The organism is Variovorax sp. PBL-H6, from assembly GCF_901827155.1.
In the GTDB taxonomy this organism is placed as follows: Bacteria; Pseudomonadota; Gammaproteobacteria; order Burkholderiales; family Burkholderiaceae_C; genus Variovorax.
In genome coordinates, this window is sequence record NZ_LR594659.1 from 274,041 (window position 1) to 289,279 (window position 15,239).

Consider the following 15,239-nt stretch of genomic DNA (forward strand, 5'->3'; position numbering starts at 1 on the left):
AAGGTACGCACCTGCGCTTCGCACGCACCTACTTGTATAGACAGGATCCACATGGACGACACTCCCCTCTCCACCGCGCCGCTGCTGCTCACGCCCGGCGAGGTCGAGCTCGCGGCGCTGCGGCGCGTGCATGCCGGCCGCGTGCAACTCGCCCTCGACCCTGCGGCGCGCGTGGGCCTGCTGGCTGCGCAGGCGACCGTGCGCGGGATCGTCGATTCCGGCGAGGTGGTCTACGGCATCAATACCGGTTTCGGCAAGCTCGCCCAGACCATCATCCCGCACGAGCGCCTGGCCGAGCTGCAGCGCAACCTCGTGCTCTCGCACAGCGCCGGCACCGGCGCGCCGCTGCCTGACGGCGTGGTGCGGCTGGTGCTCGCCACCAAGGCCGTGAGCCTGGCGCGCGGCCACTCGGGCATCGCGCCCGAGATCGTCGATGCGCTGATCGCGTTGCACAACGCCGGGCTGCTGCCGCGAATCCCGTCAAAAGGCTCGGTCGGTGCCTCGGGCGATCTCGCGCCGCTGGCCCACCTGGCCTGCGTACTGATCGGCGAGGGCGAGGTCACGACGCCCGAGGGCGCGGTGATCGGCGGCGCGGAGGCGCTTTCGCGCATCGGCCTCGAGCCCTTCGTGCTCGGCCCCAAGGAAGGCCTGGCCTTGCTCAACGGCACGCAGGTCTCGACCGCGTTGGCGCTGGCAGGCCTGTTCGGCGCCGAGGACGTGTTTGCGGCCGGCCTGCTGGCGGGCGCACTGTCGCTCGAGGCGATCCAGGGTTCGATCAAGCCCTTCGATGCGCGCATCCATGCCGCGCGCGGGCAGCCGGGGCAGATCGCCGTCGCTGCCGCGGTGCGCACGCTGCTCGAAGGCAGCGAGATCATTCCCTCGCATGCCGACTGCGGCCGTGTGCAGGACCCGTATTCGATCCGCTGCGTGCCGCAGGTCATGGGCGCCTGCCTCGACAACCTCGCGCATGCGGCGCGGGTCCTGCGCATCGAGGCCAATGCGGCTTCCGACAACCCGCTGGTCTTCGACAACGGCGACGTGATCTCCGGCGGCAATTTCCACGCCGAGCCCGTCGCCTTCGCGGCCGACATCATCGCGCTGGCGGTGGCCGAGATCGGCGCCATCAGCGAGCGCCGCATGGCCCTGCTGCTCGACAGCGGCCTCTCGGGCCTGCCGCCCTTCCTGGTGCGCGATGGCGGCGTCAACTCCGGCTTCATGATCGCGCAGGTCACGGCCGCATCGCTCGCTTCGGAGAACAAGTCGCTTGCCCATCCGGCCAGCGTGGACAGCCTGCCCACCTCGGCCAACCAGGAGGACCATGTGTCGATGGCCACCTTCGCCGCACGGCGTCTCGCCGAGATGGTCGAGAACACCGCGGTGGTCGTGGGCATCGAGGCGATGGCCGCCGCGCAAGGCATCGAATTGAAACGAGGCAGCATGAAACCCACGCTCGGCACTGGCGTGTCCTCGCTGCCCCCCGAGGGCGCGCAGCCCGCCTTGGGGCGGCCCGGCGGCGGGCTGAAGAGCTCCGCCTTGCTCGAAGCCGAATTCACCGCCATCCGCCAGCGCGTCGCCTTCATCGACCAGGACCACTTCATGGCCCCCGACATCGAAGCCATGCGCCGGTGGGCGCGCCGCAGCAATTGGCCCTCCGCCCTGCTGGACCTCCTCCCCAGCCGCCCCTGAACCTCGCCCCCACGAAAGGACATGCCGCCATGAACGCTCCAGACAAGTTCGTCGCCCAGACCGCCACCGATCCACGCCATGACGCGACCCGCGTGATCCGCGCGCCGCGCGGCAGCCAGCTCAGCTGCAAGAGCTGGCTCACCGAGGCCCCGTTCCGAATGCTGCAGAACAACCTCGACCCCGAAGTGGCCGAGCGCCCGCAGGACCTGGTGGTCTACGGCGGCATCGGCCGCGCGGCGCGCAACTGGGAATGCTTCGACCAGATCCTCGCCTCGTTGAAGACCCTCGAAGACGACGAGACCCTGCTGATCCAGTCGGGCAAGCCCGTCGGCGTCTTCAAGACCCATCCCGACGCCCCGCGCGTGCTGCTCGCCAACTCCAACCTCGTCCCGAAGTGGGCGACCTGGGAGCACTTCAACGAGCTCGACCGCAAGGGCCTCTTCATGTACGGCCAGATGACCGCCGGCAGCTGGATCTACATCGGCAGCCAGGGCATCGTGCAGGGCACCTTCGAGACGTTCGTGGAGGCCGGCCGCCAGCACTACGACAACGACCTCGCGGGCAAGTGGTTCCTCACGGCCGGCCTCGGCGGCATGGGCGGCGCGCAGCCGCTGGCCGCGACGCTCGCCGGCGCCGTCTCGCTCAACATCGAATGCAAGCAGTCGAGCATCGACTTCCGCCTGCGCACGCGCTACGTCGACAAGCAGGCCAGGGACATCGACGACGCGATTGCCCTCATCCGGCAGCACACGGCGGCGAAGGAGGCGGTGTCGATCGCCCTGCTCGGCAACGCGGCCGAGGTCCTGCCCGAGCTGGTGAAGCGCGCCAAGGCCGGCGGCCTGAAGCCCGACCTCGTCACCGACCAGACCTCCGCGCATGACCTGATCAACGGCTACCTGCCCGCCGGCTGGAGCGTCGAGCAATGGATCGATGCGCAGAAAGACCCGTCGCAGCATGCGCGCCTCCAGGCCGAGGCCGCGAAGTCCTGCGCCGTGCACGTGCAGGCCATGCTCGACTTCCAATCCATGGGCATTCCCACCGTCGACTACGGCAACAACATCCGCCAGGTCGCCTTCGACGAGGGCGTGAAGAACGCCTTCGACTTCCCCGGCTTCGTGCCGGCCTACATCCGCCCGCTCTTCTGCGAAGGCAAGGGCCCGTTCCGCTGGGTCGCGCTCTCCGGCGACCCGGAAGACATCTACAAGACCGACGCCAAGATCAAGGAACTGTTCCCCGACAACAGGCACACGCACCGCTGGCTGGACATGGCGCGCGAGCGCATCTCTTTCCAGGGCCTTCCCGCGCGCATCTGCTGGCTGGGCCTGGGCGAGCGCCACAAGGCCGGGCTCGCCTTCAACGAGATGGTGAAGTCGGGCGAGCTCAAGGGCCCGATCGTCATCGGCCGCGACCATCTCGACACAGGCTCCGTCGCCAGCCCCAACCGCGAGACCGAGGCCATGAAGGACGGCACCGATGCCGTGTCCGACTGGCCGCTGCTCAACGCACTGCTCAACACCGCCGGCGGCGCGACCTGGGTCAGCCTGCACCACGGCGGCGGCGTCGGCATGGGCTATTCGCAGCATTCGGGCGTCGTGATCGTGTGCGACGGCACCGACGCCGCGGCGAAGCGCATCGCGCGCGTGCTCTGGAACGACCCGGCCACCGGCGTCATGCGCCACGCCGACGCGGGCTACGAGCAGGCCATCGCGGCCGCGAAGAAGCATTCTCTTCAACTCCCCATGATCAAGTGAGGCTCCAAGCAATGTCAGAGATCTACCTGCACTACCTGAACCACCTCGACGTCCAGGCGCTCGCCATGACCGACGCCGAGATCGTCGCCGCCGTCGAAGCCGGCCTGCTCGCGCAGGGACGCGGCGAGACCACCATCGAGCCGCGCATGCACCTCGTGCCCGAGAAGGACTACCCCGGCCACTTCAACGTGCTGCGCGGCTACGTGCGGCCGCTCGGCGTGGCGGGCGTCAAGGTGGTGGGCGACTTCTACCGCAACTACGAGAAAGGCCTGCCGTCGGAGCTGGCGCTGCTCAACCTCTTCGACCCGAAAACCGGCGTGCCGGTGGCCATCATCGATGCCTCCGACATCACCGACATGCGCACCGGCGCGATCACTGCCATTGGCGCCAAGCACCTTGCGCGAAAGAACTCGAAGATCCTCGGGCACATCGGCGCGCGCGGCACTTCGTACTGGAACGTGCGCCTGCTGCATTCCATCTTCCACTTCGACGAGATCCGCGTGCATTCGCGCCGCCCCGAGAGCCGCGAGAAGTTTGCCGCGCGCCTGGAGCGCGACCTCGGCACGAAGATCACCATCACCGAGGACTGGGAGTCCTGCGTGCGCGGTGCCGACATCGTGGTCGAGGCCTCGCGCCTGGAGAAGCCCACGCCCATGCTCAAGACCGAGTGGATCAAGAAGGGCGCGTGCGTGATTCCCTACGGCACCATGAGCGCCGTCGAGCTCTCGCTCACCGACATCATGGACAAGATGGTGATGGACGACTGGGGCCAGGCCAAGGCGGGCCCGCTGGGTGCGCTGCGCGCGCACGTCGACAGCGGCAAGCTCTCCGAACAGACGCTGCACGCCGAGCTGGGCCAGATCGTCGCGGGGCTCAAGCCCGGACGCGAAAGCGAGGATGAGACCAACCTGTTCTGGCATCGCGGCCTCTCGCTGTCGGACATTGCGCTGGGCTCGGCGATGCTGGACAAAGCCAGGCGCATGGGGCTCGGGCAGCAGCTGCGCTTCCGCTGACGCCATGGCCCTCGCCGCCAACGCGCGCATGTACTCGGCCACCGCCTCGGCGCGGGCCGACTGGAAGACGCTGCTCGCCTGGGTGCTCGCGCGCGCGGAGCTCGACTGGGAGGTGATCGACTACGACGCGCCTGCGCCGCTCTCCGCGCTGTGGGCGCGCGAGGACCTGGGACTGGCGATGATGTGCGGACTGCCCTTCTCGGAACGCACGCCGCAGCCGACGCTGGTCGCCGCGCCGGTGCCTTCGCCCGCACGCTATGCGGGCCGGCCCGTCTACTTCACCGACATCGTGGTGCGTGCCGATGCACCGTACCAGCGCCTCGAGGACACTTTCGGTGGCGTGGTGGGCTACACGCTCGCCGATTCGATGTCGGGCGGCGTCGCCCTCGCTCATCACCTCGCGCCTCATCGGGAAGCGCATGGAAAGCGTCTCTTCCGCAAGTCAGTCGGCAGCCTGATCCACGCGCGCGGCGTGATCGATGCGCTGGCCGCCGGCGCCATCGATGTCGGACCGCTCGACAGCTACTACCACGACCTCCTTCGGCAGGGCGAGCCTGCCTTCGCGCAGCAGGTGCGCACCCTCGCGAGCACCGAAGCCCGGCCGATCCCGCCGCTGGTGGCCACCGCCGCACTGACGCCGGACGAGCTCGCGCGCCTGCGCCGTGCGCTGCAGGCCAGCACGAAGGCGCCCGAGCTGCTCGCCGTGACGGAACGCTTGTTGCTTGCCGGCTTTGCCATGCCCGATCCCGCGGACTACGACGTCCTCGCGCGGATCGCCCAATCCAACCTTCCTATCTTCGAGGACCTCTGATGATCCAGCGTCGCCTTGCCCTTCTCTTGCCCCTTCTTTTCGCGTCCGTCGTCAACGCGCAGACGTGGCCTGCCAAACCTGTGCGCATCATCGTGCCCTTCGCGCCCGGCGGCCCGGCCGACGTGCTGGCGCGGGTGGTCGGCCAGGAGCTATCCGACACGCTGGGCCAGCCCTTCCTCGTCGAGAACAAGGTCGGTGCGGCCGGCAACATCGGCGTCGAGCAGCTCGCCAAGGCCGCGCCCGACGGCTACACGCTGGGCATCGTCCCGGTGGGCAACGTCGCGGTCAATCCCAGCCTCTTTCCCGCGTTGCCCTACAAGGCCAGCGAGCTTGCGCCGGTCGCCATGCTGGCGACGGTGGAGAACGTGCTCGCGGTGAATGCCGCAGTGCCGGCTCAATCGCTCAAGGAGCTGCTCGCGCTGGCGAAGCAGAAGCCTGGCGCGCTGAGCTTCGCCTCGCCCGGCGCGGGAAGCCAGGCCCACCTGGCCGGCGAGCTGATGGCACTGGAGGCGGACGTGAAGCTGATCCACGTGCCCTACAAAGGCATCGGCCCGGCCATCAACGACCTGGTCGGCGGCCAGGTGACGATGATGTTCGGCGCCATGTCCGCCGTGCTGCCGCACGTCAAGTCCGGCAAGCTGCGCGCGCTCGGCGTCGCCAGTCTGAAGCGCTCGGCCGCCATGCCCGAGCTGCCGACCATCGCGGAGCAAGGCTTGCCGAAGTTCGAGGCCGTGTCGTGGTACGCGCTGATGGCGCCCGCCGGGACGCCTTCCGCCGTGGTCGATCGCCTCAATGCCGAGAGCGCCCGCTCGCTGGCCAAGCCCGCGATCAGGGAGAAGTTCGCCGCCCAGGGCCTGGAGCCCGGCAGCGGCAAGCCGCAGGACCTCGCGGCCACGATCCGCACGGAAACCGTGCGCTGGTCCGAGGTGATCAAGAAGCAGAACATCAAGCCCGATTGATGGATTGATGGATTGATGGATTGATGTGATGGGCCTCACGCATTTCTCGCGCCGCACCTTGGCCGTAGCGCCGTGGAAGAACGGCGGCGGCACCACGCAGGAAATTGCCTGCTGGCCGCCCGGCGCGGGCCTGTCCGATTTCGGCTGGCGCGTGAGCATCGCGACCATCGCGGCCGAGGGGCCCTTCTCTGTCTTCGCGGACATCGATCGCAGCATCATGCTGCTGGAGGGCGAGGGCGTTCGCCTGCGCTCGCGTGATGGGCGCATCGATCACTCGCTCGACATACCGCACAGGCCCTTCGCCTTTGCCGGCGATGTGGAGATCGATTGCACGCTGCAGGGCGGGACTTCGAGCGACTTCAACGTGATGACGCGGCGCGGGCAATGGCAGGCCGAGCTGCGCGTGCTCGGGGGAGCAGCCGCCGTCGAAGCAGCTCTCCATGGCGTGCTGCTGGCATTGCGCGGCGACTGGCGCCTGAACGATGAGGAGCAGATCTGCCGAGAAGGCGAGGGCCTGTGCTGGACCGATGCGCCGCACGCATGGCAGGCCTTGCCGCTGGCGCCGGATGCACGCCTGGCTGCGGTGCGCATCCTGCCCGCCTGACCCAGGATTTGAGAGACGAACGATGAAAGCCCTGAATCAACTTCCTTCCGCCGATGGACTGTGGACCGAGCTGCGGCTCGCGCCTGGCGCGGCGCCCGATGTCACCTTGCCCGATGAAGGCGCACGCGCGGTGATCGCCGTCGAGCAAGGCCGCATCGCCTGGATCGGCGACAGCCGCGCAGTGCCTGAGCGCTTCGCGGATGGTCCGCATCACCACGGGGGCGGCGCATTGGTCACGCCCGGCTTGATCGACTGCCACACGCACCTGGTCTACGGCGGCCAGCGTGCCAACGAGTTCGCGATGCGGCTCGCGGGTGCGAGCTACGAAGAGATTGCGAGGGCCGGCGGCGGCATCGTCTCCTCGGTTCGCGCAACACGCGAGGCCGACGAGGATCAGCTCTTCGTCCAGGCCGCGCCGCGCCTCGAACAGCTGCTGGCCGACGGCGTGTGCGCCATCGAGATCAAGTCCGGCTATGGCCTCTCGCTCGACCACGAGCGCAAGCAGCTGCGCGTTGCGCGGCGGCTCGGCGAAGCCTATGGCGTGACCGTGCGCACCACCTTCCTCGGCGCGCATGCGCTGCCGCCCGAATACGCGGGCCGCAGCGGCGACTACATCGACGCCGTCTGCAGCGAGATGATGCCGGCGCTCGCCGCCGAAGGGCTGGTCGATGCGGTCGACGTCTTCTGCGAGCGCATCGCCTTTTCGCTGGAAGAGACAGAGCGCGTGTTCCAGGCCGCCCGCGCGCTGGGCCTGCCGGTCAAGCTGCATGCCGAGCAGCTCACCGACATGGGCGGCGCGGCACTGGCGGCGCGCTACGGCGCGCTCTCGTGCGACCACATCGAGCACCTCTCCCCCGAGGGCATCACCGCCATGCGCGAGGCCGGCACCGTCGCCGTGCTGCTGCCCGGCGCGTACTACACGCTGCGCGACACGCACCTGCCGCCCATCGAAGCACTGCGCACGGCCGGCGTGCCGATGGCGGTGGCGACCGATCACAACCCCGGCACCTCGCCGGCGCTGAGCCTGCTGTTGATGATGAACATGGCCTGCACGCTGTTCCGCCTGACGGTCCCCGAGGCACTGGCTGGGGTCACCGTGCACGCCGCGCGAGCGCTGGGCTTGTCGGACACGCATGGTGTGCTCGGGGTCGGGCGGGCGGCCGACTTCGTGATGTGGGATGTCCGCGAGGCGGCCGAGCTCGCGTACTGGTTCGGGCAGAGGCCTGCGCGCATCGTGGTGCGGCAGGGCCGAGTTGCTTCTCCCGCTCCCGCCGGGAACAGGCAGGGTGAGGGCACGCGGCCGTGAACAGTCCACTTGCGTCTCTCGAAGGCCCGGTGCGCTCACCCAAACACTCTCCCGGAGGGAGAGAGAGCAAGGGAGGCACGACACTCTTCGCGCAGGATGCGCTCCTTCCGGAGGGCTGGTCGAAGAACGTGCTGCTGGCGTGGAACGACGCAGGCCAACTCACCCATGTGCAGGCCAACGCGCAGCCGCCTGCGGGCACGACGGCGGCAAGCGGCCCCCTTCTTCCCGGCATGCCCAACCTGCATTCGCACGCCTTTCAGCGCGCCTTCGCCGGTCTCACAGAATTCCGTGGCAGTGGAGAAGACAGCTTCTGGAGCTGGCGCACGCTGATGTACCGCTTCGCGGCCCAGCTATCGCCTCGGCAGGTCGAGGCCATTGCCACCTGGCTTTATGTCGAGATGCTCGAGGCTGGCTACACGTCGGTGTGCGAGTTCCACTACCTGCATCACGACCGTGACGGACGTCCTTATGCCGATGACGCGGAGCTCGCGCTCGCCCTGCTGCGCGCAGCCGAGCGAAGCGGCATCGGCCTGACCTTGCTGCCGGTGCTCTACCAGGCCAGCGCCTTCGGCGGCCAGCCGCCCGACGCGGGGCAGCGGCGCTTCGTGCGTTCGACGGAGTCGATGCTGCGCTTGCTCGATCGGCTGCGGCCCTTGTGCGAGTCGCAGGGAGCGCGCCTCGGCCTCGCGCCGCATTCGTTGCGCGCGGTCGCGCCCGAAGCCTTGCGCGACGCGCTCTCGGGGCTGGACGCGATCGATGCCACCGCGCCCATCCACATCCACATCGCCGAACAGACCGCCGAGGTCGAGGCCTGCCTGGCCTGGAGCGGGCAGCGCCCCGTCGCCTGGCTGCTCGAGCACGCGCCGGTCGACGCGCGATGGTGCCTCGTCCATGCCACGCACATGGATGCCGGCGAATACCGTTGCGCTGCCGCGAGCGGCGCGGTGGCGGGCCTGTGCCCGACCACCGAGGCCAACCTCGGCGACGGCCTCTTCGACTTCGCTGCCTGGCGGTCGAGTGGCGGGCGCTGGGGCATTGGCTCCGACAGCCATGCCTGCGTCAACGCCGCCGAGGAACTGCTGATGCTTGAATACGGCCAGCGGCTCGCGACCCGGCAGCGCAACATCGGCGCCGATGCGGCCGAGCCCTGTGTCGCGACGGCCATGACGCTCGCGGCAGTGCAGGGCGGGGCACAGGCTTGCGGCCGAGCGGTCGCGGGCCTCGCCGTCGGCCAGCAGGCCGACTTCGTCATGCTCGATGCCGAACATTCCGCGCTCGCCGGCCTCTGCGCGCCCGACATGCTGTCCTCGCACGTCTTCGCCAGTCACCGGACCAATGCCATTGCCGCGGCCTGGGTGGCCGGGCAACAGCGTGTTGCCGGCGGATTGCATCCGCTTCACCACGACGCGGCGGCGGCCTTCGTCGCCGCGCGCAGTCAACTGCTCACTGCTTCATCATGAATCTCTTCGAAACCACCGAGCCCCCTTTCCGCTTCCGCCAGGGCACCCGGCCGCTGCTGATCTCCATGCCGCATGTCGGAACCCATGTCCCGCCCACATTGGCCGCTCGATTGACCGACGAAGCGAGGCAAGTGCCCGATACCGACTGGCACCTGGAACGCCTCTATGACTTCGCCGACGAACTGGGGGCTTCCGTCCTCGTGGCGACGCATTCGCGCTATGTGATCGACCTGAACCGGCCGCCGGACAACCAGAACCTCTACCCGGGCCAGGACACCACCGGCCTGTGCCCCGTTGACACCTTCGACAAGACACCGCTGTACGCCGCCGGCGACGTGCCGGACGAGGCCGAGATTGCGGCGCGCGTCGATGCGATCTGGAGGCCATATCACCAGAAGCTGGCGGAAGCGCTGGAACGCATGAAGGCGGTGCATGGCACCGTGGCGTTGTGGGACGCGCACTCGATCCGCTCGGTGCTGCCGCGCTTCTTTGAAGGGCGATTGACCGATCTCAATCTGGGGACAGGGGGAGGGACGAGCTGCGATCCGGCGCTGGCTGCTGAGCTGCTGCGGATCGCCTCATCGGCAAGCGGCCATACCGCCGTGTTGAACGGCCGCTTCAAGGGCGGCCACATCACGCGCACCTACGGAAATCCCGCGGGAGGCGTGCATGCAGTGCAGTTGGAAATGACGCAGGCCAGCTACATGGAGGAGCAGCTGCCTTTTGCGTACCTGCCTGAGACCGCCATCCGCGTGCAGCCGGTGGTGCGGCGGATGGTGGAGGCGGTGCTGGAGTTTGTTGGATCCCGGTAAGGCGCGCTTTCTGCGCCCCGAACAGCTTCGCGGGAGGTAAATCCCCCTTTTCAGCTAATTTTTTCCATTTCCTCAATGATCTCCGTCCGGAGGTGCTTCAAATAGTTGTTCAAACTGATAATCTCCGTTACTAACTTGCTGCATTGCTCGATATTTTTGAGGCGAGGTTCTATCAACTCTTGTTGTGCCGGAGAGAGGTATTGCTTAAGCTTGAGATACAGTTCGTTGAGGTACTCTGACCTCTTCTCAAGCGGAATTTTCGTGAGAGCGTCAGCACAGGCATCAGTCTCCGGATAGGCGATCGGAAGGCAAAACTGCCTATGGCCACCTGCAGCACAGTAGAGAATATTCAGCGCTCGATCTGATTTCCGCTTGTCGCCTTCGTTGCGCTCAATCAGGAGTTTGACTGTCTCCGCCATCTTCTTGCTCGTCGCTGGCGCCAAATTTTGAGACATAAAGTTCGGCATTGCACGCACAGGCTGTTTCGTATCGCTTCGCTCCTCCAAAATCACAAACTTCTTGAACTCTTCCAGTTCTTTCACCACTTCATCTAGATCTTTTGGCTTGCTACGGCTTGATTCAATCTGTGATGCGGAGCCAGAAGAAGTTTCATGCTCTTCTCGAGTCCCACTCAAGATCGTTTGAATCTTGGCAGCATCGGCCCCTGGATCAAGAAGAGTTTCGATCGCATCGAAATTAAATAGCTCCTCGTTCAGATTGGCTTCGTTCGCTATTTCTGGCTCGCCTGGAACTTGTGGAAGGCTGGGCAGCTGGCCGCTGAAATTCAAGGGCCTTGGACTTGGCCTCGGGAATTGCCGCTGTCGCGGTATGAGTCCTGTCCTGCTCTTGGGCTTTTCGCTGACGACTTTTTGTATGCTGGTCTTTTTCTCTTGGCGCTGCAATACTGGTCGTATTTTTGGCTTGGAGGCCATTCGCTCCTCGTTGCCGGGAGCAGTCTCTGTCCGGGAGATCTGGATGATGTTGGAGGCATCTTCAGCCGATTCGCTGCCACTGTCTTCCCGAGCGTGAGTCGCAACTTCCCGCTCCGACGCTTCAAGCTTCTCTCTCGTCTGCACATCCAGCTTTGGGCGAATTGCCGTTTGTCGGAGACGGGGAGATTCTGGACTCTTGCCCTCGAGAATGGATGCGAGATTCTCGTCGATTTTTTCGTTCTTTCTTTCTTTCTGCTCCGGCTTGGATTTATAGGAGGTGCTCCTGGTCACGGATGGAAATCGACTCATGGTTAGGCTCCTTAGTTTTCAGATCCAGACCCTGCGTCGCTTGGATCGCTTTGAAGGGTCGCCGGCGGAGTGACATTTTCCCGAGGCGCTCGGTACGCCGCAGATAATTGCCTCACGTGGCCCGTACGTTGCAGTTGGGGTCGAGCAGACTTCTTTTCGGGGCTGTTCAATCTCGATTGATTCCGGACCGGAATCTCATTGGCTTCTGTTTTCAGATATTCAGCAAGCTTGTCGAGTTCTTCATCGTAATTCGCCGGATGGTTTTCGTTGACTTGATTAACGGGCCGCGGGCTTAGCGAGAATTTTGGTATAGGTCGCGGCGAGCTGTTTTTCTGCTCACTCGTCTTCAATCGGTCCAGTCTCAGGAAGGCTGGCGCCTTGCCTGAAGGAGACGTCGTGAGGCGGCGCTTGACCTCGGCGGAAGAGCTTGCTCCGACCAACCCCGCCGGACGAATTTCGGACGGCAGATCGATGGCTTCGAAGCCGGTGTTGCTGCCTGTTGGCGGCAGTTGCTCGAGTGCCGCGTTGCCTGACTCGGGAACGACAGCTCGGCGGGGGACTGGCGGAGGCTGCCTTTTTGGAGGAGATGCTTGGCTTTCCGGTGCTTTTTCAGAATCCTGCTGGTTGAGCGGCGGGCGAGGCCGCTCTGGAGACGAATGAGGTGACTCCTTTGGAACCAGGACCGCCAAGTTCCCAGTGTTCTGAGGCATTGACACGTTTTTGATCTCGGCTGTGGCCTTGGAGGTCGAGCCGGGCGTAGGAAGTGGTCTTCCGGTGTTGTTTGGTCTTGAGGCGCTCATGACTTGAGTTTTCGATGGTTGAAGAAACAGTTGGGAAATAGCAAATACCAGTCAGGCCAGCACGCTGGTCAGAAGGACGCCATGGCTCTCCGACGCACGCAGGCCTATGACGTCCCGCGCCGTCCTGGTTTCCTCCAGGTGAAAGCGAAGCATCTCCGCCACGAACTCCCCGTCGAGCGCTTCGTCATCCCGAAGCTCCCCGCAAAAGATGGCTCGCGACGAGCCGGCGTCGAAGGCGTAGGCGCCACGGAGCGTTCCGTGCGTGCGCAGGTTGAGCTGCAGCAGTTGCTCGCAAACCTCGGCACGCTCGTGTGAGTCGGTGTCCCCCAGGTCGATGTAGAAGAAGAGCGCATCGCTGTCTTCCGCGTCGTCGAAGTCCATGAGGATTTCGACTTCGTCAACCGAGAGCGAGTAGCGTCCGTCCTGAGACGACGCTTCGACGTGCAATGCCCGGGATGCAGCTTCGCAGATGCCGTTGAATTGGAGCTGGTTCATGGTGGTGTTCCTGATCGCGGCTTTGTCCACCGTGGACGCAACGCGCCCAGATGCGTAACCCCGGCGTGCGGAATGGTTCCATCGGTGCACAAGGCCAAAGTGCCGGGAAACTCGTCGATCCGCTTCCGTTCTCGCCCACACGGCATGCGCCGATGCCTCTGGAAACCCGACTACCAGAAGCGGGCGGCGCAACGGGAGCGGATGAAGGCAAGGCACAGCACCGGCGGCGCTGTGTGACGCCCAAGTCGATCCGTTCGATGCTGCCCTGCTTTCTCGAAAGGCAACCAGGCAAGCGGCGCTACAGCGGTGTTGGCGGGCACATTACGCGCACCCAGGTACTAATTCTTAATTGCTGGAGATAGCGCTGTCGTCAAGGAGTCGAAGGCCTTGTAGTCCAGCCCGTAATTCCGCCAATATCGAATCTGTTTCCTCGGGTCTCCCCTCTGACTCGTTATTTAGAAAGATCTTCCCGATAGCCATGGTCGTCAGTAGTATTAGCTCTCGGGTCAGGTAAGGTCCCAGTTCGATGTAGATCTGCTTAAGATGCTCGAATCTTTTTTCGGAGGGAAGGTCGGTTAGCTTCTTTGCGCACGCATCGGTCTCTGGATGTTCTGGATTGACAGGAATAGTGCCGCCGGCCGCGCAGAAGAAGATGAGCAAGACGCGTACCGTGGCATTTCCGGTGAATGAAGTCCTGGCGATCTGATCTTTGACCTTTTCGGCCAATTTTTCACTCGAGGCTGGTGCCCAGTTGAGATCATTGAGGGTGGTGTTTTGCTCCGAGGCAGTAGGCGCTTGTTTTTGTTACTGCTTCTTGATGTTGATGCCGTCGATCCCTTGTAAGGTCGTTTTTTCATCGGCGGATGCGGTATTTGTAGATTCAAGTACGGGTTTGGGAAACGTTTTGGTAAAAGGAGTTCCAGCAGGGAGCATAAATCAAATCCGACTATTGAATAATTTGAGAAACTCGCGTCACCAGCCGGTGACGCACCGTACGCTTAGTTCCGTAACTCAGTGTCGCGAATAGTTCCATCGCGAGCACAAGTGGACAGATATGTGACCAAGAAACGGTCTTGGGAGGAGGTGTTCATGTCCGTTCCTACAATCCCCCCATGAAGCCCCTCACCTACACGCGCGCCCAGCAACTGCCCGAGATCCTCGCCACCCGCATCGCCATCCTCGACGGCGCCATGGGAACGATGATCCAGCGCTTCAAGCTCACCGAGGCCCAGTACCGCGGCGAGCGCTTCAAGGACTTTCCGCGCGACGTGAAGGGCAACAACGAGCTGCTCTCGCTGACACGCCCCGAGGTCATCCGTGACATCCACGAGGCCTACCTCGCTGCGGGCGCCGACCTGATCGAGACCAACACCTTCGGCGCCACCCGCATCGCGCAGGAAGACTACAAAATGGCCGAGCTGGCGCGCGAGATGAACCTCGCATCCGCGCGCATCGCGCGCGCCGCGTGCGACAAGTTCTCCACGCCTGACAAGCCGCGCTTCGTGGCCGGCGCGCTCGGCCCCACGCCCAAGACCGCGAGCATCAGCCCCGACGTGAACGACCCCGGCGCGCGCAACGTGAGCTTCGAGGAGCTGCGCTCCTCCTACTACGAGCAGGTGGAGGCGCTGGTCGAGGGCGGCGCCGACGTGCTGTTGGTCGAGACCATCTTCGACACGCTCAACGCCAAGGCCGCGCTGTTCGCGGTCGACGAGTACTTCGCGGCCAGCGGCGAGCGCCTGCCGCTGATCATCAGCGGCACGGTCACCGATGCGTCGGGCCGCATCCTCAGCGGCCAGACCGTCACCGCCTTCTGGCACAGCGTGCGCCATGCACGTCCGCTGGCCGTCGGGCTGAACTGCGCGCTGGGCGCGGCGCTGATGCGGCCCTACATCCAGGAGCTGGCGCGGGTGGCGGACGACACCTTCATCAGCTGCTATCCCAATGCGGGCCTCCCCAACCCGATGAGCGAGACCGGCTTCGACGAGACGCCGGATGTCACGTCGCGCCTGCTGCACGAGTTCGCCTCGGAGGGGTTGGTCAACATCGTGGGCGGCTGCTGCGGCACCACGCCGGAACACATCGCCTCGATCGGACAGGCGGTGTCGCCGCTGGCGGGCCGGGCACTGCATCGGGCGGCCTTCTACTCCGAACCTGCTTGAACTGCGCCCGGCTGTTCCGAAGGCCGCTGGCATCGCCGCCGAAGGCGAGGTACTTTCCTAAGCTCGACAGGGGCCGGCTCCTGTAAAGGCCGGATGAAGAAGCTCTCCAAGGGTTATAGCGGTGCACCGCCTCTTGAGCGGG

14 protein-coding genes are annotated in these 15,239 nt (G+C 65.3%); 10 read left to right on the forward strand and 4 right to left on the reverse strand.

What is annotated here, in order from left to right; translation table 11 throughout:
* Nucleotides 1-51 precede the first annotated feature (51 nt).
* From hutH to hutG, 9 genes are read left to right on the forward strand one after another with little or no spacing between them, the layout of a single operon-like run.
* On the forward strand, nt 52-1,686 hold the full coding sequence (hutH, locus tag G3W89_RS01325; protein ID WP_162572420.1) for a histidine ammonia-lyase: 1,635 nt from the start codon (nt 52-54) through the stop codon (nt 1,684-1,686).
* A gap of 29 nt (nt 1,687-1,715) precedes the next feature.
* Nucleotides 1,716-3,437, forward strand: a complete 1,722-nt coding sequence (gene hutU, locus G3W89_RS01330) for a urocanate hydratase (protein ID WP_162572421.1) — start codon at nt 1,716-1,718, stop codon at nt 3,435-3,437.
* Nucleotides 3,438-3,448: 11 nt separating this feature from the next.
* Nucleotides 3,449-4,450 carry an ornithine cyclodeaminase family protein gene (locus tag G3W89_RS01335; RefSeq protein ID WP_162572422.1) on the forward strand — a complete coding sequence of 334 codons (1,002 nt, stop codon included), beginning with the start codon at nt 3,449-3,451 and terminating at the stop codon, nt 4,448-4,450.
* Nucleotides 4,451-4,454: 4 nt separating this feature from the next.
* Nucleotides 4,455-5,261, forward strand: coding sequence for a phosphate/phosphite/phosphonate ABC transporter substrate-binding protein (locus G3W89_RS01340; RefSeq protein ID WP_162572423.1), 807 nt, complete (start codon nt 4,455-4,457; stop codon nt 5,259-5,261).
* The gene (locus G3W89_RS01345; protein WP_162572424.1) at nt 5,261-6,220 is read left to right on the forward strand and encodes a tripartite tricarboxylate transporter substrate binding protein; all 960 of its coding nucleotides are present in this window, start codon (nt 5,261-5,263) and stop codon (nt 6,218-6,220) included. Before G3W89_RS01340 ends, G3W89_RS01345 begins: the two co-directional genes overlap by 1 nt.
* 28 nt (nt 6,221-6,248) lie before the next feature.
* Nucleotides 6,249-6,824 carry a HutD/Ves family protein gene (locus tag G3W89_RS01350; RefSeq protein WP_162572425.1) on the forward strand — a complete coding sequence of 192 codons (576 nt, stop codon included), beginning with the start codon at nt 6,249-6,251 and terminating at the stop codon, nt 6,822-6,824.
* A gap of 22 nt (nt 6,825-6,846) precedes the next feature.
* Entirely contained in the window at nt 6,847-8,130 is a 1,284-nt protein-coding gene (gene hutI / locus G3W89_RS01355; protein ID WP_162572426.1) for an imidazolonepropionase, read from the forward strand.
* A gap of 29 nt (nt 8,131-8,159) precedes the next feature.
* The gene (locus G3W89_RS01360; RefSeq protein WP_162577269.1) at nt 8,160-9,590 is read left to right on the forward strand and encodes a formimidoylglutamate deiminase; all 1,431 of its coding nucleotides are present in this window, start codon (nt 8,160-8,162) and stop codon (nt 9,588-9,590) included.
* Entirely contained in the window at nt 9,587-10,402 is an 816-nt protein-coding gene (gene hutG, locus G3W89_RS01365; protein ID WP_162572427.1) for an N-formylglutamate deformylase, read from the forward strand. Before G3W89_RS01360 ends, hutG begins: the two co-directional genes overlap by 4 nt.
* Nucleotides 10,403-10,452: 50 nt before the next feature.
* Here the strand turns inward: hutG and G3W89_RS01370 are convergent, their stop codons facing one another.
* The 4 genes from G3W89_RS01370 to G3W89_RS01385 form a co-directional block, all read right to left on the reverse strand.
* A complete protein-coding gene (locus G3W89_RS01370) occupies nt 10,453-11,643 on the reverse strand; it encodes a hypothetical protein (RefSeq protein WP_162572428.1) in 1,191 nt (396 codons plus the stop codon).
* 11 nt (nt 11,644-11,654) lie between these two features.
* Complete coding sequence (locus tag G3W89_RS01375) at nt 11,655-12,443, reverse strand: hypothetical protein (RefSeq protein ID WP_162572429.1); 789 nt, start codon at nt 12,441-12,443, stop codon at nt 11,655-11,657.
* Nucleotides 12,444-12,494: 51 nt separating this feature from the next.
* Complete coding sequence (locus G3W89_RS01380; protein WP_162572430.1) at nt 12,495-12,938, reverse strand: CesT family type III secretion system chaperone; 444 nt, start codon at nt 12,936-12,938, stop codon at nt 12,495-12,497.
* Nucleotides 12,939-13,283: 345 nt separating this feature from the next.
* On the reverse strand, nt 13,284-13,664 hold the full coding sequence (locus G3W89_RS01385) for a hypothetical protein (RefSeq protein ID WP_162572431.1): 381 nt from the start codon (nt 13,662-13,664) through the stop codon (nt 13,284-13,286).
* A gap of 386 nt (nt 13,665-14,050) precedes the next feature.
* Between G3W89_RS01385 and G3W89_RS01390 the strand changes: the two genes are divergently transcribed.
* The gene (locus tag G3W89_RS01390; protein WP_162572432.1) at nt 14,051-15,097 is read left to right on the forward strand and encodes a homocysteine S-methyltransferase family protein; all 1,047 of its coding nucleotides are present in this window, start codon (nt 14,051-14,053) and stop codon (nt 15,095-15,097) included.
* Nucleotides 15,098-15,239: the final 142 nt, after the last annotated feature.

Bases quoted from the DNA above. Each gene is read 5' to 3' on its own strand.
- hutH (WP_162572420.1), top strand. From the start codon at position 52: ATGGACGACACTCCCCTCTCCACCGCGCCGCTGCTGCTCACGCCCGGC.
- hutU (WP_162572421.1), top strand. From the start codon at position 1,716: ATGAACGCTCCAGACAAGTTCGTCGCCCAGACCGCCACCGATCCACGC.
- G3W89_RS01335 (WP_162572422.1), top strand. From the start codon at position 3,449: ATGTCAGAGATCTACCTGCACTACCTGAACCACCTCGACGTCCAGGCG.
- G3W89_RS01340 (WP_162572423.1), top strand. From the start codon at position 4,455: ATGGCCCTCGCCGCCAACGCGCGCATGTACTCGGCCACCGCCTCGGCG.
- G3W89_RS01345 (WP_162572424.1), top strand. From the start codon at position 5,261: ATGATCCAGCGTCGCCTTGCCCTTCTCTTGCCCCTTCTTTTCGCGTCC.
- G3W89_RS01350 (WP_162572425.1), top strand. From the start codon at position 6,249: ATGGGCCTCACGCATTTCTCGCGCCGCACCTTGGCCGTAGCGCCGTGG.
- hutI (WP_162572426.1), top strand. From the start codon at position 6,847: ATGAAAGCCCTGAATCAACTTCCTTCCGCCGATGGACTGTGGACCGAG.
- hutG (WP_162572427.1), top strand. From the start codon at position 9,587: ATGAATCTCTTCGAAACCACCGAGCCCCCTTTCCGCTTCCGCCAGGGC.
- G3W89_RS01370 (WP_162572428.1), bottom strand. From the start codon at position 11,643: ATGAGTCGATTTCCATCCGTGACCAGGAGCACCTCCTATAAATCCAAG.
- G3W89_RS01375 (WP_162572429.1), bottom strand. From the start codon at position 12,443: ATGAGCGCCTCAAGACCAAACAACACCGGAAGACCACTTCCTACGCCC.
- G3W89_RS01380 (WP_162572430.1), bottom strand. From the start codon at position 12,938: ATGAACCAGCTCCAATTCAACGGCATCTGCGAAGCTGCATCCCGGGCA.
- G3W89_RS01390 (WP_162572432.1), top strand. From the start codon at position 14,051: ATGAAGCCCCTCACCTACACGCGCGCCCAGCAACTGCCCGAGATCCTC.